The following is a 21,254-nucleotide window of genomic DNA, read 5'->3' as shown; positions in this document are numbered from 1 at the left end:
AGCCGATGGGATTAACTCATTGAGAATTAATTCTCTGAAAGTTTTTTGACTTTGGATGTTGCCCGTCTCTGCGCCCGATTCGGTTTCGGTTCGCTCGATTCTTCCGTGTTCATAGCCTGACTCATGATCTTGTTCAGACCGGTTCGAACGAAAAAATCATCTTCCGCCATCTGATTAAGGCAAATTGTGAATAAATCATAAAAATTTCCAGTACCATCCTCGGAGTGCTCTTGGATATACTGCTTTGCAATTTTCTTGGCGTCATGCATGGAGGATACGGTTCCATCTCCATCCATTCCATGATACTCCTGCAATCCAGCATAAAGCATCAAAATTGCAGTCTGAGGCAATTTTGAAATCTCATTTTTAATTCCCTGCACAGATTCTTTAATCACTTTTTTTCGTGAATCCGGATCGAGTTCTGCAAGAGCATCATCAGCCAAATACGCAGAACCGGAGACTCCGCCCAAAAACTCGATTAATCTATCGATGCAATCGGAACACAAAGAAGCCTCCAGAGTGTATTCAAGATGATAATCCTTACCACCAATAGTTAATGTCTTGTACATAATCAAGATACCTCCCTATCCTTGATTTTATGATCTACACATCTTCTCCATCTGTTGTCGGTTTAATCGCTGTCAACATACCTTTATACTCATCGATTGCCAGAGACAGCTCTGCTACCAGCAATTCATTCTGATCAACCGCAGGCATCGGGATTTTACCGCCCGGCTGAGCAACAATGAAGAATGCCTTAGTAAGATTCGGACTCCAAACAGTAAACCAGGTTCTCTTGTTGGCTGCCAGTCCTTCTGCCGCATCTTCCAACATTTTCTGGTAAATCGTTTCTGTTTCGTTTGTCAAGTTGAACGAAATTGTCCAGTCTCCGCCGGTATCCTGTCTGCCTGCAACATTTCTTGTCTGCTCATCTTCGATGGCAGATGCATCAATTGTCTCTGTACTCAAAGAAATCTCTCCGATAGAGTTACATCTTTGCAGCCATGTATACGCAGTCGGAGCTACACCAGGCGTTGTTTCTACGGCATAACCAGCTCTCATTTTAAGGGTAGAAATACCAGGAATATTTGCTATTGCCATTTAATCTCCTTTCCACCTCATTAATTGTTAGAGGTTAGCGATCACTTCATTTTCAGTGACCGGATTTTTTTTATTTTGTAAACTGTTTCTTTGTTTGATCAATCCATGTTGCCGATGCACCAGATACCATTCCGATCGCGACGGCATTCAGAATATCAGTTGCCGGATAGTTTGGCATGACATACATTCCGACTATTCCCAATATGCCACCAATGGCAGCTACGATAACAGTAATCCACTTATTGTCAATTCCGGATGCCTTAACACCAAGTCCGATGAAATAGCAAATCGCCACAATGGCAGCTACACTAGCAATTCCAAAATCCATTGTCCTACCTCCTTTCCGTTTAATTGCACGAAAAAAGAGCATTAACATTAATGCCCTTATTCCCTTATACTATTTTAACTTATGTTGTTGTTTTGTAAAAAGTCACATTAAAAGGATTCTCCGCAATAAAGCCTATTGTAACGACTGACAACGCGAACAACCGTCTTGTCCGAACCCTCTATCTGTTCTGGTCCGTATGTTCTCCTAAATCCCATTTCCGTCATAGCTTGATGACTGATATTGTCAATTTCATACGCTTTACTTAATGCCTTTTGCCCTTTAGCATAAGAATCCACTTGAAATGCCGGAATGATTGCCGATTCATTTCCATCTAAATCCCATTTATTCCCAGGTGCACCCATCATATAGATAGTAGAATATGGATATTTGTTTGGAATGGCACTCTTTTGCATAGAGCATGTAATGCCCTTTATGCTCTGCATATTTGATAACCATTTTTCAAAAACATCAAGAACAGGATTTTTTACTGTTATCATTAAATTCCACCTCCAAACACTTCCTTGGCAATTTCGTGTATTTTTTGTATAATCTCTACACTAGCTTTATACATTGGCATCGTTGCTTCCGTACCGAAGGATCTAACACTTTCTCCGGTATCAGCTGTATAAAACCATGAATCGTTTTTTCCGTTTCCTTTTCCGTAAGAACCGATTGTATAACCCATTTCCGCACCTTTAGGATTAGGGCTGGTTCCCGGAGAAGTATTGTAATGCACACCAGCACCAAACTCTATAAACAGGATATCTGAGCCCTCGCAAACAAGCGTTGCCTGCGCATAATCTTGGAACGAATTAATTTTTATATATGTGTTGTGTGTTTTATCTGAATCGCCTTGTGCTGCATCCACGTTTTCATTGACAATAGGAATTCCTATTTCCGCTAGTTTCTGCACAAACTCCACATTCTTACTTTTTAACACCTGTCTATATCGTTCCAATTCTTTTTGAGCGTTTCGAATGCTTGATACAGACAGATTAATCTTGATTTTCTTCACGATTTGCTCCTATCTTTTCTATTCCGTATCTGTGAACCAATCCCTTTTCCGCGCCGATACATTTTTTTAAACGGTAATCCGGCAATACTGTTGGTTCTAATGTTTCTTCATCCATTTTTAAAGTTCCATCTTCATTTAATTCTGGTTCTTTGTCTACCCATAACAGCATTCCTTCTTGTGGCTCAAATGAATCCCATCTGTTTTTCCATCGTGTTAAGTATCGATCGTAGTTAGGTACTAAACCGGCAGCTATTTCTTCTGGCGTCCCAGATGTAGAAGATACTGTCATATACCTAATCTCTGGTTTTGAAAAAGTTTTTATCGTATCTATTCCGTTCAATTTTTCAGTTACCATTGAAAAATAAATTTTCTGTTGTTCTCGATTATTACTTCTCACTACGAAACCATCCTTTCTATTATCGTGGGTATATAAAAGATTGCTTTTCCTCCTAGACTCTCATAAACCGATTTGAATATTAAATATCCATAATTGGCAACAATATTGCACACCAGTTCTTCCATGTCAATTACATATTTTGGTTTGGAATATCTATGTATATCACTGATTATATCATATTCCCATAATACTGTATGAGTCATTTCATGAATAAACACAGTAATCAATTCTCTTCCATATAAATCGTTTGAAAGGTAAATCGTATGTTCTGATGGAACAGTAACTCCAAGCGTATAACTTCCCGTTCTATCAATCAATTCTGGATTATATGGACTAACAAATTTCACTTTCCAATCATGATTATTTACCATTAAATATCTGTCCATAGCCCCTCCAATAGCAGAAAAGACCCATGCCACAAAAATGTAACACAGGTCCCTCTTATAACTTACTGCATCTGTTGTACTAATTTAGTTATGTCTGCTTTCATCGTCTGGCGCAATGTAGGATCTGCATCCGACCACATTTCTTTCAGATTTCGAATTACATCATCTGTATATTCCTTTGTGCTATTATCCATCATTCGTTTTGATTCTGCATCTTTGGAATCATGATAATGTCTTCTGTACTCATCGTAACGATCATAAGACTCTCCATATCTGGAATTTTTCTTATCATCTTTTCCTTTGTATGTCAGATAATCATCCATCCACTCATCATCTTGTTTGTACAGATAGGGACGATATCCCATTCTATGGCCTCTGCCTTTTGGGGCAAATCTGCCGTTATCATAGCGATAACGGTCATAGCCCATTCGTTCCATGAAGTCTTCAGAATCTTCTTCATCCATAGCTTCTATGATTCTCATGTCCTTATCGTACTGAGCAAGATCTTTTGCAATATCAACCCACTGTCCATAAATACTCAGGTCCGCCGGTGTGATATTATCCAGCCCTTTAGCCTCAACTTCTCTTTTGACACATTCCGCTATTTGTTTTGCAAATCTATGCATTATCTTACCCCCTTAACAGTCACAGCATTAGTGGCGGATGCCGGTGCTGTGCCATCAATCGATGCCAGCGTATTATTCGGCATACATGACGGATTCCCTAACATCTTAAAGGTTCCTCCGGTCGCGCTCGTCTGTACTACTGTAGCATATCGAGTTCTTGTTCTAACTCCGCACGCTGTGACTTGACGGCAACAACGATTTACCAGAGGATATTGAACTGTCCCGGCGCCAATCTGGAACACAACCGGAGCGCCGATCGTTGCTGTGGTTGGAATTGTCTGACCTAATATAATGCAGTATTTCTGCCCATCGTTATAACTTCCTGCCGGAAGCGTAACAACCAGGTTCCCGTCCGTAAAAGTAATCGCCGTGGAAACAACCAAGTTATCACACATGCGACAAACATTTCTACAAGCCATATTTTACCTCGCAATCTAAAAAAGAGGCGGAGATACCGCCTCTCTGATATTTGTCAACCATAAAAGGCGATTAGCAACAACCGGTATTAGCTGTGCAGCAATTTCCATAGTATCCATACAGATTGGATGCTGGGTATGCCGGAACCGGTAACGGTGCTGTTCTGCGAAGAATCTCTGCCGTATTCGCATCCATTGCCGCCTGCAATACTGCATTCTGGTTAGACTGCGATGCTGCCAGTTTAAGCGACTGGTTCTCTGCCCGAAGATCTGCAGTTTCTTTCTGACACAGATAATCAAGAATTGCTCTCGTTCCCGCATTTTGGTTGTCGATGATATCTCTTGTGTTGTTGTTCATGGTGTTCTGCAAAGCACATGTATTCTGTGCCATGTTAAAGTTGACGCCCTGAATCGCTTCGCGTGTCTCACAGCAGCAATTAGATAACTGTGCCTGAAGAGCGTTTGTATTCTGCATTCCGGCTACGGTATCTGCATTGATGGATTGCTGAATTCCGTTGAATCCTTGCAGCATTCCCACATTCAAACCGTTAAATCCACTCTGCATTGTGTTGTTTAATGCATAAGTACTGTCACAAATCCCCTGCTGAATACCGCGGATGCCGTTTTGAATGTCATTAAGGGCAAATCCCTCATTTATATCTGCTCGTGTCGCCCAGCCCTGGAAACCGGCTCCATTAGTGCCATTGGCACCATTTCCGCCCCAGCCGCCATAGCCGTTTCCCCATCCGCCAAAAATAGCAAAAATCAGGAACAGCCAAATAAACCAGCCGCCATCTCCCCAGCCATTACAGCCATTATCTTTAGAGTTACCTGTTGCGGCAGCAATGTCCGCTAACGAGTATCCGCTTGAAGTCATCATAATTTCAAGCCCCCTTAAATATATTTGTAAATCAAGAGGAATCCTAGGCTTTCCACTCAATCTTACAGCAAAGTTATTTCATGCCAAATTGATTTTTGAGCTGAGATAATGCTTTTTCCGGATCGATATGACGCTCTTCGCATAGATTCCTAGCCAATCTCTCTATTCCGGTACCATCTCCATTTTTCATCATTTGTATAGCATTGTTGAGCACAGGATTGTTCCCGGCTTCCTTTTGTAAAATGGTATTTAATGCTTCTTGAGGATTTCCACCACTTCGCATTAATCGGATTAACTGCATAGGATTAATCATTTTTGACTTCCTCCCCTCTGTATGGATTTGGACGCTTCCATGTGCTGTTGATTATTTTTATTTACCAAATCTTTAATTCCAGATATCTCCTCGAATATATCTTGCCTTAACTGTTCAAACAACGTATTTAGCGTTTCTTCATTTATTCCAGTATTGAGTTGTTCCGATTTATTTTGAGACTCTGGTTGCATCAATCGATATACGCAAATCTGACTTTTCCCATCTGCCTGCAACTGCTTTCTGTATATTTCAGTCCCATCAGATTTTGGATACCAGACTGGATTCCCACTCATATCAACGTCTTTTGCCTTTACCGCATCGATTCCATCGACAATCTGCCCAGAAAGAAACTGATTCTGCTGATTCACTTGCTGTTGTATGGGAACGTACTGCATCTGTGGTTGGTAATTATTGTTTGGTAATTGGGACAATCTTTCCTGATATGGATTGATTGGATTCTGATATGTAGGATATGCCATATTAGGCCATGTTGGATAAGGTTGCACCTATCTTTCCTCCCTTCTTCCTACCTCTATTATACTTAACCAGATAGGAAGAAAACAGGACAGAATATAGACACTTTATGGACATGATTTGAAAATTACTTTTCGAATTTTGTTTTTGATTTTTATGTTTATTCTATAAGCAGTTTTAGACGATATATTCATTCGTTCTGCTGACTGTTCAAGGGTAAAATTTTGAGCTCTTAATAGAAAAAGTTCGTTCTCATCGGGTGTAAAATTGCATTCACTTTCTAGCACTTCTATCTCTGATTTTGTGAAGTCACTAATATTCATTCTCTTGTTACCCATAAAATCCATTCCTCCCTATATGGATCTTATCCGGGGAACGTTCCACCTTTGAGAAAATAGGCGACTACTGCGCCTATAACGGCTCCGATAATGCCAGTAATGGCCGATTCGTATCGTTTGCTTGGCACTGACATTAAGGATTTTACATTATTATTTACTTCATCCACAGCATCTCGAATATGCTGTAAATCATTGGATACGACATCCATACGACGTTCCAATTCTTCAATTCTGGAGTAAAACTTTTCATGCTCCTGACTGATTTTTTTCTTTAAATCCCGAAAGTCATTTTCAAGGGATTCGATTCGATGTATATTTACGCATTCTGATTCACATCCCATCGCCATACCTCTTGGGCCCTTTCTCTCCCGTAAGACTATACTTCTCCCCACCACCGCGCGAAGTATCCCTGCAACACAACGGGAGGAATTGTGTCACGCACCGTCTGTGTTATAAAATTTTTGCAACCGGGATGATTCCTCGAAGATAACTTGCTGGCGTTCCAGCACTGTTATATGAAACCGATACTCCAGATTCAGAATAACTCGTAACACCTTCTTTGCCCTGCTTATCATAGTGATACTGGGCGATTTTTCTGATTTTACTTTTGTATCTTTTCATTGCTACGTTTTTCGCAATATCTTCATCTTCCTTATTTGTGAAACCAAATGGGAACATTTCCTGGACAACATCATCAATTGCATCATCGATCAGCATAAGCAAAAAAGAATCCTGTTCTGGAATATAATCGTGTCCAATATATTCAATTAATTCTCTCAAAATTTGTTCTTTCAAGCCTATACCTCCATCATTTATTTTTTCGACGGTCTGCCTCTTTTTGCTGCCGGGGCAGGTGTCTCAATATCTCCATCGTTAGAAGAAAACGGAGAAACTGTGCTCTCCGCCTTAACCTCATCATCTGGAACCATCTCTCCGGCCGCATAGTAAATACCATCGTGTTTTACAACGTGATCGTATGTCATGCAATGCCTCCTTATTCCTTTACTTTCAGAACATAGATGCTGTCCATGCCCTCAAAGGACGGCAGTGCAATCATAGACGCTGTAGTGAAATACTCTACCGGCGGTCCGTAGATGGTTTTTGTTGCAACTGCGATTCCGCTGTCCAGTACAGTTACATCTACATCAGCATTTCCTCTCAGGGTTCTCTCCTCCGGAGTTACGCCAGCCCAAGTATTACCAAGCGTACCATCGCCAATGATTGTTACGTAATCATCTGGGAAGAATCCTTTCTTGGTTCCGTCAAAATCCTGGTATTTCTTATCGTACAAAACCGGAATAAGACCTGTCTGCAACCGAAATACTTCTTTTGCCTTTGCCTGAGACATGAAGTCTACATTGACACCAGATGTGGTGATAAATGCATTCTTCATTTGTTTGCTCTTGATTAAGTAATTGAATGTCTTACTTGTCATAAGAGCATATCTCGGTGCTTCTCCGATACTTGTCAAGTAATCATAACCATTCTGAATGTCATCCAGAGGAGCAGCGCTATCTGCTTTATCCCATGTACTCGTTCCGCTCAGAGATGCATAGTGCTCGCCCTTCCAAGAAGAATCCTCATCGTAGTTGTACGCATAAATGGTATTGTCAGCTGCGCCAATGGTGATTTTCATTGCTCCATCAAGCGGTGCCAACAAGCTCATTCTCATCTTTTCCATAGAAATTTCAGCACCGTTTACCAAGCTATTTACATCATCATAAATGTGGTTTAAAACCTCGTCGATATACGGATCATTGGAATCCTGCGCTCTCTGAATGTCCATCAGATCACGTTCATCAATCTTCATGGACTCACGGAAGATCGGCATCTCCTCTGTTCTGATTTGGAAACCTCCACGGGTTCTAATGGTTGCCATGCTGTCCAATGCAGACGGTTTCAATGCAACGCCCAACCCCTTGTGCGCTTTGATCCATTTCAGGTCTATACCATTTTTCTTTCTAACCGGGAACCATGTAGTACCCAGGAAAGGAATCGCATTACTTGCTTCTTCTGTTCTACGAAATGCAACAGCAGCCGTAGAGAAAACATCTGTTAAATTCATAAAACTCCTTTCTTCCCCTTAACTATTTGGGGTTAGCGAATGTTATATTCGGTGTAATTAATTATGATTGAGCTGCCGGGATAGTTCCAACAATCGGTGTAGTAGCCTCTTCAAAAACAATGCGGCATCCGGCATTTACCAGTGCGGCTACAAGCGCAGCATCATAGGTTAATCCACTGTTTTCCTGTGCTCTTTTTGTATGGATATATGCTTTTTTAAGCACTGCCGCCTGCGGTCTACTCTCATATACATCATGACGCAGAAGACCAATTGCGCCTGTCCACGGTGTAGCAGATACCGGTCTGCCATCTTTGTCTACCGGTGTACCTGCCGGAACAATTTTTTCTCCATTGTCCGCAGTTTTTACCACTGACGTAAAATCAACGGTCATTGCCGTAGCTTCGCATTCTTTACGATTTAACACTTCTTTCTCCAAACCGACAGAAATGTTTTTTACTTTCATATCGCCTCTTGCCATCGTTAAACCTCCTTATTGGTTTTACATATAATGTTTAATAATATCTGCATTGGCTGTTTTTTTAGATGAACCAGCGGATAACTGCTTTGCTTTCTGCATTGCAAGAGATTCACTTCCATCTCCATGACCAGCAGAGAAATCTTTACGGGACGCTACAAATTCCTGCTCCCAAGCAGCCTTTAATGCTTTAATATGAGTTCCAATAGCTGAAAAAATCTTATCAGCATCCTGTTCCGTAATGGCTTGTGCAAGCTCTCTTGCCTCATCTTTTGCCATCCCGATCTCCTGACTCATACATCTTTCCGTGTACTCTCCAATCTGAAGCTTGTTTTCCAGCTCTTTAATCCGATTCTCACGTTCTTGCTCATGCTCTTGTTTGGCCTGCTGCTCTGCTTCCTCGGCTGTCATTTTGGCTCTTAATTGCTTTTTGAAGTTTGCTGCTTCTGTAGATGCGGTATTCTTTTCATTCTGCAATTTGGCACTTCTGGCTCTTTCTTCTGCCAACTGTGCCATCAATTCTTCTACAGTCGGATGTTTGTCGCCATCGCCTTCGCCACCACCACTACCATCATCGCCATCACCTACACCAGAATTTCCACCATCAGCACCAGTGTCGCCACCATCAGCAAAAATCTGTAAGTGCATTGGAAATTTGTTACGTGTCTCGGAATTAAAAGTTCTACTGATTCTATTCAGCTTCATAATAAAAACCACCTTTCTAAATTAGCTCTGTTTAAGCACATTTCTCTTGTGCCGACTCTTTAACGCCTTGTCGCAGGCGTTCGCTCCTTTAGGTTCTTCTCCAACCATTTATATAAAACGTCCAGTTCCCCGAACGTTATTTTTATTACATGTATTTGATTGAGCATCGGCAGTTCACAATCTGACTTGCACTTGCTCCATATGAAGTGTCTTTAGGATAATCCATGACGGAATCTCCTACCAAAAACGGCTCTGTAATTGGCTTAATGGTACCGCCGACTTCACGGTGATCCTTCCGCTCTCTTTTGTCCCGGATATCAACCCATTTCTTTAAAGTGAATCCAGCAGCTATCGCATCCATGAAATCTTGATGATTCAAAGATGTATTTGATTCGTTCTCTGCCATATATTTAGCTCGATCTGGAGAAACATAATACGGATCATCTGGATTATTCTGCGTTGCTTCAATGACATCATACGATAATGACTGAATGTAATTTTCCATATAGTCATCCAATGCTACTGCACCAGCTATAGCACTACGATATTGATAAATGAATTGAGAACGCACAAATTCAAAATCTACAGTTCCATATTCTTGCATTGAAAACAGAAGTGCAATTACAATTAAAAAGCTCTCTTCCATCTTCTTTGCAAGTTCTATTCTCTTTTTCTTATCTTCTTCGGATAAATCCATGTCTCCGAAATATTTTTCAAAATCAATGCTTCGCTTATTTTCAACAAAATCGTTGACTTCGTCAAAATTTCTAATTCCAATCACAAGGCATACCTCCTTTACGACTGAACTTTACTATCATCAGTATTCATTCCGTCAATAATGGGAGAATTTCCAGTCTGATTGATTGGATCGCCCGAAGTATTAAAATTATGTTCCTGAGATGCATCAGAAGCAGATCCGCTACTCTTCATATTCTCTTGGAGAGCATCTAACATATCCTTGGAATCCAAATATACTTGCTCAGTATCCTCGAACGCATCCACCATTTTAAGAATATGTCGCGGATGTATTCCAGCATTGAAATATGTCGCAAACGTATTCGCCTTAACACTCATGTCTGTGTTTTTCTTGCGCGTGAAGTGCAAATCGATATCACTAGTATGAATCAATCGAATTGGCGCATCCATCGGAAGTTTTCTTTCTGGCACTTTAGCAATCGCTTTCAAAATCAGTGATAATTCTTCACGTTTACCATGTGCGATCATCTGTTGCTCACGAACCGCATCCAGTTCTGTGGCACTCCAGCCTGCTGACATATCTGTGGCGCTTCCTGTTGAACCACCACCAGAATTGTCATATTGAAGAGGGACCTTACAATCTTGCAGAATTTCTGTTCTAGTAGTCTGAATAGCGTTCAATGTGCTAGAACCATCAAACGTACTGGAAAGCGGTTGTATCTTAGATACTTTTCCATCGTCAGAAAAGGTGCACACCCATTCTCCACTCTTAGGACTTCTGCTTTTTCCGTCTTTATCTATAAACGATACGTTATCAGCCCACCATATTTCCTGTGTGCGTTGTGCTACATCATTGGTGAAATCCGAAAGCAGAACATTCAGTGCATCCATTCTGGCTATTTCTCGTTCAAAACATCCAGTGCGGTCGAAAGCACGTTCATACTCAACAATCGGTATTTTCTCAAGCGGATTTTTTTCTTCGCTAACAATTTCTCCGTTTTCTACTTCAAATCTGCTCTTATCTGTATAGCAGGTAAAGTATTCCGAACCATCACGGCAGGAAAAACTCACACCTAATACTTTTTTTTGACCAGGGCCATCATAATAAACCACAAAAGCATACTGTGAATCCAATGTATATAAATCCACCAGAGAACCATCGTCCCAATCATCCGTCTTGATATCAACCATTCGATGACCAATACCACACACTTCAACAAATTCTGCCATGCACTGATCTAGCCATCCAATGTTTTCCCCGTTGATTAGAGTTTCATTCAAGGCAGAAATTCCAGAATCGTCTGTATTGGAATCTGTATCGTGCAACTCTTTATTACCGCGCTGCACCATCGTAACCGGGTTTCCCCAGTTATACGCGATTTTGAACTCTTTCACATAATTCGCCAAATTTGCATGTACTCGGATGTCGATATCTGGACGTATTGTTTTTGGACGAACAAGAGGCTGTTTTCCACGTTCATACTCAATCAGGAACTTCATCTCTTTGACATTTTCTCTGTGGATATTCATTGCTTTATCCAATACTTCCAAAAGATTGTTTCTGTCTATATTTTTATACCTGCTATAAATTCTTTTTCTCCCTATCAACTGTCTTGGCCTACCATTGATGGCAATTACTTTCTCTTCTGATTCCATGCAAAACACACCTCCCTTCTATTCAAAAAGAAAAGCGCCTGGAATTCTCCAAACGCTCTAAATACATTTTTACGATATTATTGTACAATAGTTATATGTATGCTAAAAAGTCACTTTTTTCGAACATTTAATAAAGCAAGAAAATATCTTCTCCTATCATTCATCGCACTCTGTGAACAAGGAACTCCCATCACTCCACGCAAATAGGCATACGAACAATCACGGTCACAAACGAACTTAATGATAAATTTCCATAAGTCTGCATCTACTTCTTTTGCCGTATTTTCAATCAAATCAATCTTTTGCTGTAAAGCCGTGTGTCTCATTGCGAGTTCTGCCGTTGGATCGCTTTTATTGTTGGTCCTTGAAAATGGCATACCATTAAATCCGGTACTATGAACGGTATCTTTGTTATACAGCAATTCGTCTTTCCATTCCTGGTACTGTTCGCAAAAGGCGATCAATTCTCTCCTACGTGCCGGTGTCATGTTGTAATCTTTATAAGTGAATTTTCGTTTATTCATGATACCTCCTAAAATGGACTTGTCATAATTCTGGTTCGTGAAACTCCACTGCCCTTATTCAAAAATACTGCTAATGCCGCCAATGAGTCCGGTGCATCATCATGCTTATTTTTACCAGTGATTGTAAAACTGTAAACTTGATTAAGAAACTTTCGATATTCTTTTGATTGACAACCTGAATCTCGAAAATAAAAGCTCCGAATAGCTTGTGCATTATCCCATATTCTTTGTTCCTTTCGTTGCGATGTTTTTTTTCCTCCTTTTCCGGCATTGACGATCATCTGTTGTGCAAATCTGGAAATCAAATTGATTTGAACTCCACGTTCTTTCAGCATTCCATTTATATCATCCTTGTAACCTTCGCCACCATTATTCGCCTCAAAAAAGGCATTCGACACATGATTCCTGATTAACGCATCCAAGACTTTCGGCTGTGTAATCATCTTTTCGCTGCTATCAAACACAACGTCATGAATGTAAACCGAACCATCTTCATATACATAAGCAATTGGCATGGAAAGATAGTCTGTTCCGCCCAAAGCCACATCACACGCAGCGACCACTTTCAGCGGTGCCACATCAGGCAACACACCATTGTAAAAATTCATATGCTCTGGGTTAAATACCGCGCCATCACGTTCAATCGGTTCCTGCTGACATTGTGCGAACCACGATGCCATATCGTCATTTTCTTCAAATTTTGCACGTTCAATTCGATAATATTTCGTACTGAACCCGACATTATAATCATAATCAAAGTTGGATTCATCTGTTTCTGGGTCTAGCGCCGGTATCTTTAAAACTTCCCATCTGATTCCTTTTGCCTCTGGATTGTTCTCCAGAAATCCCATACGATTCATATAGATATCATGCAGACTCCAAATGGTTCCGTTATAAAGGACCTTGCATTTCTCTTTTTTACGTTTCATAAGGTTGTTATCAAACAACATCTGCTTTCGTGCTAAAACATCCGGACTCAAAACATCCTCAATACCTGCCAAAATATCATCCGCCACCAGCCATCCAGTTGCATCATACAAACCATTCAAACCAGATGTCAGTCCTTTTCCAGATAATGATTTGTATTTTTTCTTTCGTTCCAAATCAACTGTATTAGCTTTAGCATCCGTGGATACGATTCTTGCATTCGGGAAAACATCTGTATGCAAATAAATCGGATCCGTCCATATCTCCTTCACACCATCAAGGAATGCTCCTCCGGCATCCTCTTTATATGAACAGTAAAGATTACTCAGCTCTGTATTTCGGCAGCAATGCCATGCCATTCCAAGTGTGATTATCTGCGTATTATGTGTTGGAACCATTGTTTTCCCAACCAAATACAAACCATCACTATTTGAAACCGTAATGCAGTTGCCTTGTTTTGGAATGCTTCTTGTGATTGATTTGATAGAAATCCTATGTTTCTTTGAAAATTCTTTTAGTTTCTTTCGTTCGATTGTACATGGTATTTCAATTGTTGGATTAAATCCAATGGTATATACTGCATTTCTACCAATTACACCACTGCTTGATATTTTCGGTTCTTCCTTTTTTATAGATGCTCTCCATCCAAACGTGGATATTAAAGAAACAAAGTCGTTTTTTAACGTTTCATTTGCGGTTGAAAACTGATATCTTCTTTCTTTTCTAATCAAACATCCATCCGTGTCCAGCAAGCCCGCCAAAAGTTCCAGTCGCTGCTTTACAGAAGCACATAAATATTCTTTCGGTATGTGTTTATTACAAATTTTCGTATAATAACACATATCATAAGTTCTTAAATCGTCTACCAGTTCCCTGCCAAATACTGTTGTTATTACCCCTGTCGTTTTATGAACGTATTGATGTTTTATTGGATATCCATACTTTACAATTTTATCGACAATAGCAGAATCCGATTGAGGCCCAGAAATGGCAGGCTTTTTATTGGTTCCATCACCCAACCAGGCCCCTAAAACATACGGATGTACTTTTAGTTGCATTTCCGTTCCTGCCATTATCGGCTTTTGAGGAAGATAAAATCTATATCTATCATTAAATCGTTCTTTTCCTATTAAGTTTTGAGTTTCTTCTGTTTCCCAGACACCTCTTTTTTTGTCATAGACAGTCCATTCGTGTCTAAAGTGGCATTCAATCTTTGTGCCATCGGACAATTCCACTGTATGAGTTGTATGATATTTAGGATGAACGCAAATCACTGTAGTAAACTTTCCATCGCTACCAATGACTTGATCTCCTAATTTTAATTCTCCGTGAGTTTTCCATCCACTCTTTGTAAACACTGGCGTATCATCGGCTAATAGCTTACCAACACGCGCCGGCATGTGAATAAATCCCTCATCCAGCTGATCATCTTCCAGTCGTTGAAGCAGATTGACAACCTTTATCAATGTCTTGCGTCTAGGCTGATAAAAGCGTTCCTGGGGTTTTCTATCCTTTTCAACATACAAAGCATAAGAATCCAACAGATCTGGAGCTTCAAATAAAAGCAACTGCCAGTACAAATCATCAAAATTTCCACTTCCTGTTTGTGCTGCCCTATAAGCCGCCATCTGATGCAAATATTGACTGATTTTCAACGCACAGTCTTTAACATCCTTATGTTCAGCGAATACATAATCGCTACGCATATTCAAAATAAGCTGAAACAAATCTTCCTGGCTTTGATAATCTTTCAAACCACATTTCATAATCCGGTCCGCAATGTATTTATACCATTCAAGACTGCCCTCTATTAATTTTGACATATAAAAAGAACCACGCTCCCCCTTTATCAAAAAGTGAAGTCATGGCTCTCTAAATATTGGCTCTCTTGACTAACTATCCATTATTCTGTTAATGATTGGCATAGTGAAACAAAATCGTTTCTACTCAAATTTTTCAATTGCTTACTTGCCAATTCGTGTGTGTATACTGGTCTCCCCATCAACTTGTATGCGTACTGATAGACATACTTCCTATCCTCTCCCGTCAGCATACAAATTCCCGTATAGGCTTCCACAATAGCTGCTTCCTGTTTTGTCATTTGGATAAATTCCCCCATTCCAACAAACCATTGAAATCTATTAAATCTGTGTTACATATTTTTCCATCATCAGTGCAATAGCAATAACCCGTAATAGGCCGCTGCAATAGTTTATGCCGCATGATGCATTTGGAAAAGCCATTGAACGATCGTTTCTTGTCTCCATATGGAATAAATGAAATTAATACCTTTCCAGGATCAGTGCGATTAGAACGAATAATGAGTTTTCCCCACAAATTCACAACTCCGCTATTGTAGGTTATTCCTATTCTTGCCATACCTAAGATGACCTTGTATTTTGATTGAACATCATTCGACATTAATAATAAACTTTCCTTTGCATTTACTGCCCCGACAAATATAGGGCATCATATGTATCTTTGTTTCATAAAAAATTCGAATAGCCTTTTTATGACAAAATGGACAGATGATCCACACCTGTCCATCCGAAAGTATTTTTTTATCAGCTATTCTATTCCATCCCTCTTCTGGTGGATTCATGTTTTTTGAAAAATCACTCATAGCTTTCCAGCCCTTAAAGTAGACCGGCCGTTTCCTGTAAATTCGCATACATACAAGCCAGCGTATTGACAGTTACTCGTAGCTGATTGATTCTAACGCAGTCTTCTTGATGTCTACTTTCCAAATACTTACCTCTGTCCTTAAGATCGGTCAACTGCTTTTGAGTCTCAAACAGATCCTTATTAGCTTTTTCTAGTTGTTCCTTTAAATCAGAATTTAAAATCTCTAAGTCAAGATTCTGTGCTATCACTGTTCCCCTCCTATTGTTCGCAAGCATCGTCCCAAAAACGAAAGTCTGCACGATACTCTGAATCTCCATTACAGCATACGCCATCATAGTGAGCATACCATTTACAAGTGCAACAATATTGTTGCACTTGTTGTTTTTCCATAATCCAGCAAGTGGAGTCGAACCACACGAAAATCCTTCTCCACCGTCTGGAGTTTGCCGGAATCCACAACATTCGTATTCCGTTCCGAACTGTTGTGTTATATGTACGTTTCCCCGGTATATCGCACACGTTCCTCATTTTAGGCATTATCATAACCCAACTTTTATTTTGCCGGACAAGGAAATGGACCATCAGGGAATTGAACCCCGGACACACGGCTTATAAGGCCGCCGCTCTAACCGTCTGAGCTAATGGTCCTTAGCAGAAGGCAGATTGGGTAAAATCCTTCTGCTGTTGCAGTTCACAAACCACCAGCCGCAACAAAGGTATTATCCACAGAGGGTATCAATGTGAATAATCGGGCACCCTGTTAGCCGGGAAGCACAGAGTATCCCGAAAGCCAATGATCGGACTCGAACCGACAACCTACTGATTACAAGTCAGTTGCTCTACCAGTGAGCTACACGGGCAAAACGAATATCTACTATTCGTTTAATGACTCTCTGAATGGCTGATGCGTCCAGAATTTGATGTCATGATGAGCTGGAACATCATACACAATGCCGGTGGTCGGAACTTTGCACGAACGTGCCTTTCTGACAACCTTCTCAAAGCTACCAAATTTATCAATCTGAATGCGTTTTCCCTTTTTCAGTTCACGCCGCATGACTTCCAGAAACTTATCAACGATGATCTTGGTCTCATTTTCCTCAATGCCGGTTTCTTTAGCAACCATTCTAATCATTTCTAGTCTATGCATACTCTTTCACTTCCTTTCCTTAATGCTGTTAATACAGATAGTGGGACTTGAACCCACATGATGTAAATCGTCAGATTTTGAGTCTGATGCGTCTTCCATTCCGCCATATCTGCACATGTAAGTGTAAACCCTGTAAATCACTTACCATTTATTTTTTTACCGACCATGAACTTTACCCAACACATCAAACACTTAATGCGACTACACAAAGCTGTTGCAAGTATTTATATATAAACCTCTAGCCTCTCCATAACGAGATTTATTCTAAGGATTTTTGGTCAAACTGGAGCAGTCAGACTTAAACTGACGACATCTTGATTAAAAGTCAAGCGCTCTAACCAACTGAGCTATGCTCCAACAACCGGCAACGCCGGTTAGCAAATTGTTTATAGTGCTATGCATGGCACTCCTTCCATAAGATTGAGGATAGTAATCGATACGATGAGGTATTTATTACTCATGCGGGGAAATGAAACACTTATGATGTAACCTTATGGAAAAACCATCCGAGCCTTGTGACGGCTCTTTAATCAGCTTTCCGCTAGATGGTGAAGGATCTACAATCATGGACCAAAAAATAATCAGTCCAAACTGGGCTAGTTGGATTCGAACCAACGAATGCAGGAGTCAAAGTCCTGTGCCTTACCGCTTGGCGATAACCCATTTTTAAACTGTCATATATCGGATGGATTTGACAAATTCCCTAGGAATCGTGACTATCTCATTCTGGGTTTCGATATAGAAAAGTTGAGTGTCTTGTGCATATCGGTATGCGTCGCTCTTCCTTTCCAGAATATCTTCGATGTCTTCGGATGTTCCGTCAATATATTCGACTCTTACCACGTCTAAAGCCCCCAAATGCAAACCAATGACAGCACATATGTAACCAACATCGCCGAGAAACCGACAATTGAAAATTTGTTTTCTGGCATTTTAAGCCCACGCATGAAAATTACCAGGCAAGCTGAGAATACCGCAATCATAACTGTAGTAATTATCTTTATTGCTAAAACCATCTTTATCCCTCCGACATCTATAGCCTTAACGTGTCAATTTGTTCCCGTCAAGCACTTTTTTTACTTTTCCAAGGTTATAAGCTCCGAAAATGGGAGTTTTTCAATCCATTTGCAAAAATCATGCCATTCATCCAGCCTGTGATCCCTTCTGGCAAAATAAATGTTCCGCAGAACCGTATAATTTAACATCATGGTTCGTTTCTGGTTGTAGCTGGACGGCAGAAGCTGGATCATCTGCCACCACACTTCTTTTTTAGTTGGCTTGCGATATCCGTTATTGTCATGAATTTCGTAATTGACATATAAATCTCTTACCTCGTTTAAATACTTTACAGTACGCATTAAAAGTTCCATGCTTCTAGTGGTACAGTGCTCATGGCTAAAGTCCTCCAGCGTAAATTCTTTAGCCTGAATTTTATGCATGGTAGAACATGAATTCGCCACAGTACCAACCTTGTAAGTATCCATCTCTTTTAGCCAATACAACGGTGCAGTGACATCAACGGTTACTGGCAAGAATCGCATGAATTTCGAATGATCCGTTCCTGCCGCCACCAGCCGTTTCATCAGCCCTAAATCATTTTCTCCGATGTTCATGTGACCCGGCCAGAACGCACTGTCACTTTTATCCCAACTATTCATCGGGTTACGGGCTCCCATAATCGCTGCACGCCACTGCTCTGGTGATGCTGTTACTGTATTCTCAAGTAAAATCATACCTATTTCCCCTCTACTGTGATGCAATCGTATCTTTCTGAATTGATGGTGTTCTCCATTGCTTCAACTGGATTGTAACCAAGATTTTGAAGAATCTGTTTGAATACTGTCACAGACTGTCCGCTTGCAAGCTGCACGCCTTTACGTCTACTATCTGCATGAAATACATCGTGACGACTATTTACATTCCAGAAAATAATGTTTGGGATTACATAACCTTTTTCTCTAAATGCACGAGCCATATTGTCATAAAATGTCCAGCTATAGTCTTCTGTGCAAAAATCTATTTCCATATCAGAAATAACGACAATTGCTTTGGGCATCTCTTCCTGCGAAATTTTGTGTTTTTCTGCAATTTCAAGGACTCTTTCAAAGGCAATTTCAAGGTCTGTATTATTACCCCAATTTGCGCTGTTTACATTGCAAATTTTCTGTTCAAGTGTTTCTCCTCTCAGAATAACTGTTTCTGGAATGCCCGAAAACGTCATAAACAGATTGTGATATGCTCCAACATTTCTTTCCGCAAAGTAAATCGCAAGTCCTATTGAAGTAGCCAGCGGTCTGCCGTACATAGAACCAGATACATCCGCCATTACAAGAACATTGGAACCCTCTTCTACATAATCCGGCAGTGCTTTCCACTGTGCTTCAAGGACTTTGCTGTTCTCTCTGCCGTATAAGAATTTCTCAACAATATCGTAAGGGAATAATGTGGACGCATTGATCTTCGCATCTCCCTTTTCTACCTTGCCGATAAATTCATTGAATCGTGCCTCGTCATGTTTCATAAAAGCCTTGCGGTAAATCATCATTGCACGGCTGGGGACTTCCGGGTATTTAATCTCATCCCATTTTCCGGCAGACATAAGGCTTTCTACAACACCGATCTGTTTTCTCATACTACGGACAATTCTCTTGAAATTGTAGACCGGATAACCAAGTTTCTGTGCGGTCATAACGCCAAGCCTGCGTTTCCAGTCATTCTAAAATACTGAATTAATATCTCGGCTACCGTTTTGGTACCCCAGAATATCCCCCTTTTTGTTTTTTCGGAATTTTTTGATTTCCTGTTTTTTCAATGAAACCTTTAATAAACTGACAATGATTACAGTCATAAGTTGGATAATTGTCGCACGCCCATTTGAGACAATCCGCACCAATATCTCCACACTCCATCGCTGCCGCGTATTCTGTTGTATAACACATCCTATGAATTGGATACCCTACTTCGAATAAGCATTTGCCCATCTTCACTCTCATAGAATCGTTTAATAGAACTGAAATCAAATCTTACCCCATATGGCACTGGCATATATGTCAAAAGCTCTCCTGTCTCCAATCTCATTTCGCAGGTCCTTGTGCCAAACATTTTTGATTTACACGTTATCTTGAATCGATACCTACCAGTTTCATTCATGCCAATTCGACCCCCTTTTTGTTTTTTGGAAATTTTGGAGGCTCACCCCGCCCCGACAGCCCCGCACGTTTAGACCCCTCCCCCCATGCCGATCCGCTGGTGCTTTTCCTGGGACGATTCCAACAAAAGCGAAAGTGATGAGCCTATAAGATGCTTTCCGATTCGCTTCGTTGCTAACTATTCGTGAAAGAAATCTTTGCCGAATAGTTGAACGTGTAAATATGCCGTATTGTGTTTATTATTTGCATTATTCAAATCTATTAACAGATTTCTTTTATCGCGCCCGTCTGATATAACACGGCTCTTATAACTCCGGCGCTTCCGGTTCTGGTAATTCCAGACTGTCGGCGTATTTCTGGGCGATTTCTTCCCGGCTCTCCTGCGCTGTGGTTCCGGTTGTTACCCTGATTTCCTGCGCTGCCTCCGCGTATCCGTGGCAAGCTTTCAGTGCAAAGATGCAGCCGATGCTGTTTTTCTCGGTCGCTCCATCAAACAATGCGGACTCACTTTCCATTTTCCACCTTTTAGCCGCTCGAGAATGTGCAGAACTTGTTCCGCCTCTAATTGTCCCATTTATCCATGTAGTGATGGTATCGTTAGCCACTCCCACCATGATCGCAAAGTTTAAAATCGTAGGCTTTTTTTGATAACGATAGCATAAACCCGTGTATACATCCCACAACTGATCCAACAGCTCTATATTATCCAAATCTAAATTTGTACCAGTAACCCAGATTGTTTTGCGTTCTGCCGGATTAGCTTTAAACAGATGCATATAAATATGCTTCATCATTCCAGCAAAAGCGGAAGGATTCCCGATCATCTCTTCATGAGATATTCCAAGTTCATTTGTTATATAATCATCTGCATAGTATTCAATCTTATTCTTGTATATTTCAATATTATTCAAATTATTTTGAATATTGACACTATTATCATTTACTGTTTTAATATCATGTTTACCATGAGCCATATTATAAAATTCACATCCTTTTACATGCTATAAA

General features: G+C 40.4%; 30 protein-coding genes and 5 tRNA genes. All 35 read right to left on the bottom strand.

Annotation, left to right across the window (positions count from 1 at the left end):
• Window positions 1–26: 26 nt before the first annotated feature.
• The 35 genes from DWX91_RS13400 to DWX91_RS13230 all read right to left on the bottom strand — a co-directional run bounded on the left by DWX91_RS13400 (window position 27) and on the right by DWX91_RS13230 (window position 21,220).
• On the bottom strand, window positions 27–569 hold the full coding sequence (locus tag DWX91_RS13400) for a hypothetical protein (protein WP_118482446.1): 543 nt from the start codon (window positions 567–569) through the stop codon (window positions 27–29).
• A 34-nt stretch (window positions 570–603) separates the two neighbouring features.
• The gene (locus DWX91_RS13395) at window positions 604–1,101 is read right to left on the bottom strand and encodes a hypothetical protein (protein WP_147353579.1); all 498 of its coding nucleotides are present in this window, start codon (window positions 1,099–1,101) and stop codon (window positions 604–606) included.
• A gap of 70 nt (window positions 1,102–1,171) precedes the next feature.
• Complete coding sequence (locus DWX91_RS13390; RefSeq protein ID WP_118482444.1) at window positions 1,172–1,429, bottom strand: phage holin family protein; 258 nt, start codon at window positions 1,427–1,429, stop codon at window positions 1,172–1,174.
• A 107-nt stretch (window positions 1,430–1,536) separates the two neighbouring features.
• Window positions 1,537–1,926, bottom strand: coding sequence for a hypothetical protein (locus DWX91_RS13385; RefSeq protein WP_118539197.1), 390 nt, complete (start codon window positions 1,924–1,926; stop codon window positions 1,537–1,539).
• The gene (locus DWX91_RS13380) at window positions 1,926–2,444 is read right to left on the bottom strand and encodes a hypothetical protein (RefSeq protein WP_118482442.1); all 519 of its coding nucleotides are present in this window, start codon (window positions 2,442–2,444) and stop codon (window positions 1,926–1,928) included. Before DWX91_RS13380 ends, DWX91_RS13385 begins: the two co-directional genes overlap by 1 nt.
• Window positions 2,425–2,841, bottom strand: coding sequence for a hypothetical protein (locus tag DWX91_RS13375; protein ID WP_118482441.1), 417 nt, complete (start codon window positions 2,839–2,841; stop codon window positions 2,425–2,427). Before DWX91_RS13375 ends, DWX91_RS13380 begins: the two co-directional genes overlap by 20 nt.
• Window positions 2,841–3,227 (bottom strand): hypothetical protein, encoded by a 387-nt coding sequence (locus DWX91_RS13370; RefSeq protein ID WP_118482440.1) that lies wholly within the window; start codon window positions 3,225–3,227, stop codon window positions 2,841–2,843. Before DWX91_RS13370 ends, DWX91_RS13375 begins: the two co-directional genes overlap by 1 nt.
• A 62-nt stretch (window positions 3,228–3,289) precedes the next feature.
• Window positions 3,290–3,853 carry a hypothetical protein gene (locus DWX91_RS13365; RefSeq protein WP_118482439.1) on the bottom strand — a complete coding sequence of 188 codons (564 nt, stop codon included), beginning with the start codon at window positions 3,851–3,853 and terminating at the stop codon, window positions 3,290–3,292.
• Complete coding sequence (locus tag DWX91_RS16440) at window positions 3,853–4,272, bottom strand: hypothetical protein (protein WP_147353578.1); 420 nt, start codon at window positions 4,270–4,272, stop codon at window positions 3,853–3,855. The genes DWX91_RS13365 and DWX91_RS16440 overlap by 1 nt, the downstream gene beginning before the upstream one ends.
• Before the next feature lie 70 nt (window positions 4,273–4,342).
• Entirely contained in the window at window positions 4,343–5,149 is an 807-nt protein-coding gene (locus DWX91_RS13360) for a hypothetical protein (RefSeq protein ID WP_118539195.1), read from the bottom strand.
• Window positions 5,150–5,222: 73 nt separating this feature from the next.
• A complete protein-coding gene (locus DWX91_RS13355) occupies window positions 5,223–5,462 on the bottom strand; it encodes a hypothetical protein (RefSeq protein ID WP_118539193.1) in 240 nt (79 codons plus the stop codon).
• The gene (locus DWX91_RS13350; RefSeq protein WP_118539191.1) at window positions 5,459–5,968 is read right to left on the bottom strand and encodes a hypothetical protein; all 510 of its coding nucleotides are present in this window, start codon (window positions 5,966–5,968) and stop codon (window positions 5,459–5,461) included. Before DWX91_RS13350 ends, DWX91_RS13355 begins: the two co-directional genes overlap by 4 nt.
• A gap of 75 nt (window positions 5,969–6,043) precedes the next feature.
• A complete protein-coding gene (locus DWX91_RS13345; RefSeq protein WP_118482435.1) occupies window positions 6,044–6,274 on the bottom strand; it encodes a helix-turn-helix transcriptional regulator in 231 nt (76 codons plus the stop codon).
• Between the two features lie 26 nt (window positions 6,275–6,300).
• Window positions 6,301–6,615: a hypothetical protein gene (locus DWX91_RS13340; RefSeq protein WP_118482434.1), complete on the bottom strand. Its 315-nt coding sequence runs from the start codon at window positions 6,613–6,615 to the stop codon at window positions 6,301–6,303.
• Window positions 6,616–6,724: 109 nt separating this feature from the next.
• Complete coding sequence (locus DWX91_RS13335) at window positions 6,725–7,069, bottom strand: phage head-tail connector protein (RefSeq protein ID WP_118539189.1); 345 nt, start codon at window positions 7,067–7,069, stop codon at window positions 6,725–6,727.
• Between the two features lie 17 nt (window positions 7,070–7,086).
• Window positions 7,087–7,257, bottom strand: a complete 171-nt coding sequence (locus DWX91_RS16695) for a hypothetical protein (protein WP_182429171.1) — start codon at window positions 7,255–7,257, stop codon at window positions 7,087–7,089.
• Window positions 7,258–7,268: 11 nt separating this feature from the next.
• The gene (locus DWX91_RS13330; protein WP_118482432.1) at window positions 7,269–8,339 is read right to left on the bottom strand and encodes a major capsid protein; all 1,071 of its coding nucleotides are present in this window, start codon (window positions 8,337–8,339) and stop codon (window positions 7,269–7,271) included.
• Window positions 8,340–8,400: 61 nt separating this feature from the next.
• On the bottom strand, window positions 8,401–8,817 hold the full coding sequence (locus DWX91_RS13325) for a hypothetical protein (RefSeq protein WP_118539187.1): 417 nt from the start codon (window positions 8,815–8,817) through the stop codon (window positions 8,401–8,403).
• Window positions 8,818–8,838: 21 nt separating this feature from the next.
• Window positions 8,839–9,519 carry a hypothetical protein gene (locus DWX91_RS13320; protein WP_118539185.1) on the bottom strand — a complete coding sequence of 227 codons (681 nt, stop codon included), beginning with the start codon at window positions 9,517–9,519 and terminating at the stop codon, window positions 8,839–8,841.
• 145 nt (window positions 9,520–9,664) lie between these two features.
• A complete protein-coding gene (locus DWX91_RS13315) occupies window positions 9,665–10,300 on the bottom strand; it encodes a hypothetical protein (protein ID WP_118539183.1) in 636 nt (211 codons plus the stop codon).
• Between the two features lie 14 nt (window positions 10,301–10,314).
• The gene (locus DWX91_RS13310; protein WP_118539181.1) at window positions 10,315–11,871 is read right to left on the bottom strand and encodes a phage portal protein; all 1,557 of its coding nucleotides are present in this window, start codon (window positions 11,869–11,871) and stop codon (window positions 10,315–10,317) included.
• A 110-nt stretch (window positions 11,872–11,981) separates the two neighbouring features.
• Window positions 11,982–12,395, bottom strand: a complete 414-nt coding sequence (locus tag DWX91_RS13305; protein ID WP_118539179.1) for a hypothetical protein — start codon at window positions 12,393–12,395, stop codon at window positions 11,982–11,984.
• Between the two features lie 8 nt (window positions 12,396–12,403).
• Window positions 12,404–15,145 (bottom strand): LAGLIDADG family homing endonuclease, encoded by a 2,742-nt coding sequence (locus DWX91_RS17600; RefSeq protein WP_243034119.1) that lies wholly within the window; start codon window positions 15,143–15,145, stop codon window positions 12,404–12,406.
• Between the two features lie 587 nt (window positions 15,146–15,732).
• The gene (locus DWX91_RS18230; RefSeq protein ID WP_347559248.1) at window positions 15,733–15,924 is read right to left on the bottom strand and encodes a cysteine-rich KTR domain-containing protein; all 192 of its coding nucleotides are present in this window, start codon (window positions 15,922–15,924) and stop codon (window positions 15,733–15,735) included.
• 34 nt (window positions 15,925–15,958) lie between these two features.
• A complete protein-coding gene (locus DWX91_RS13275; protein WP_147354408.1) occupies window positions 15,959–16,195 on the bottom strand; it encodes a hypothetical protein in 237 nt (78 codons plus the stop codon).
• Between the two features lie 326 nt (window positions 16,196–16,521).
• A tRNA-Ile gene (locus DWX91_RS13270) sits at window positions 16,522–16,595 on the bottom strand.
• 140 nt (window positions 16,596–16,735) lie between these two features.
• Window positions 16,736–16,807 (bottom strand) — tRNA-Thr (locus DWX91_RS13265).
• 14 nt (window positions 16,808–16,821) lie between these two features.
• Window positions 16,822–17,097, bottom strand: coding sequence for an HU family DNA-binding protein (locus DWX91_RS13260; protein WP_118482422.1), 276 nt, complete (start codon window positions 17,095–17,097; stop codon window positions 16,822–16,824).
• A gap of 32 nt (window positions 17,098–17,129) precedes the next feature.
• Window positions 17,130–17,210: transfer RNA gene (locus DWX91_RS13255), tRNA-Leu, on the bottom strand.
• A gap of 170 nt (window positions 17,211–17,380) precedes the next feature.
• Window positions 17,381–17,454, bottom strand: a tRNA-Lys gene (locus tag DWX91_RS13250).
• A gap of 234 nt (window positions 17,455–17,688) precedes the next feature.
• Window positions 17,689–17,760, bottom strand: a tRNA-Gln gene (locus DWX91_RS13245).
• Between the two features lie 182 nt (window positions 17,761–17,942).
• Window positions 17,943–18,113 (bottom strand): hypothetical protein, encoded by a 171-nt coding sequence (locus DWX91_RS16685; protein ID WP_182431905.1) that lies wholly within the window; start codon window positions 18,111–18,113, stop codon window positions 17,943–17,945.
• Window positions 18,114–18,173: 60 nt separating this feature from the next.
• Window positions 18,174–18,830 carry a hypothetical protein gene (locus DWX91_RS13240; RefSeq protein ID WP_118539173.1) on the bottom strand — a complete coding sequence of 219 codons (657 nt, stop codon included), beginning with the start codon at window positions 18,828–18,830 and terminating at the stop codon, window positions 18,174–18,176.
• 2 nt (window positions 18,831–18,832) lie between these two features.
• Window positions 18,833–19,786, bottom strand: a complete 954-nt coding sequence (locus DWX91_RS13235) for a DUF2828 family protein (RefSeq protein ID WP_412693916.1) — start codon at window positions 19,784–19,786, stop codon at window positions 18,833–18,835.
• 765 nt (window positions 19,787–20,551) lie between these two features.
• Window positions 20,552–21,220, bottom strand: a complete 669-nt coding sequence (locus DWX91_RS13230) for a hypothetical protein (protein WP_118539171.1) — start codon at window positions 21,218–21,220, stop codon at window positions 20,552–20,554.
• Between the last annotated feature and the right edge of the window lie 34 nt (window positions 21,221–21,254).

The sequence above is a fragment of the Clostridium sp. AF22-10 genome, assembly GCF_003478725.1.
Lineage (GTDB): Bacteria > Bacillota > Clostridia > Lachnospirales > Lachnospiraceae > Otoolea > Otoolea fessa.
This window is presented reverse-complemented; position numbering and strand designations above follow the sequence as displayed.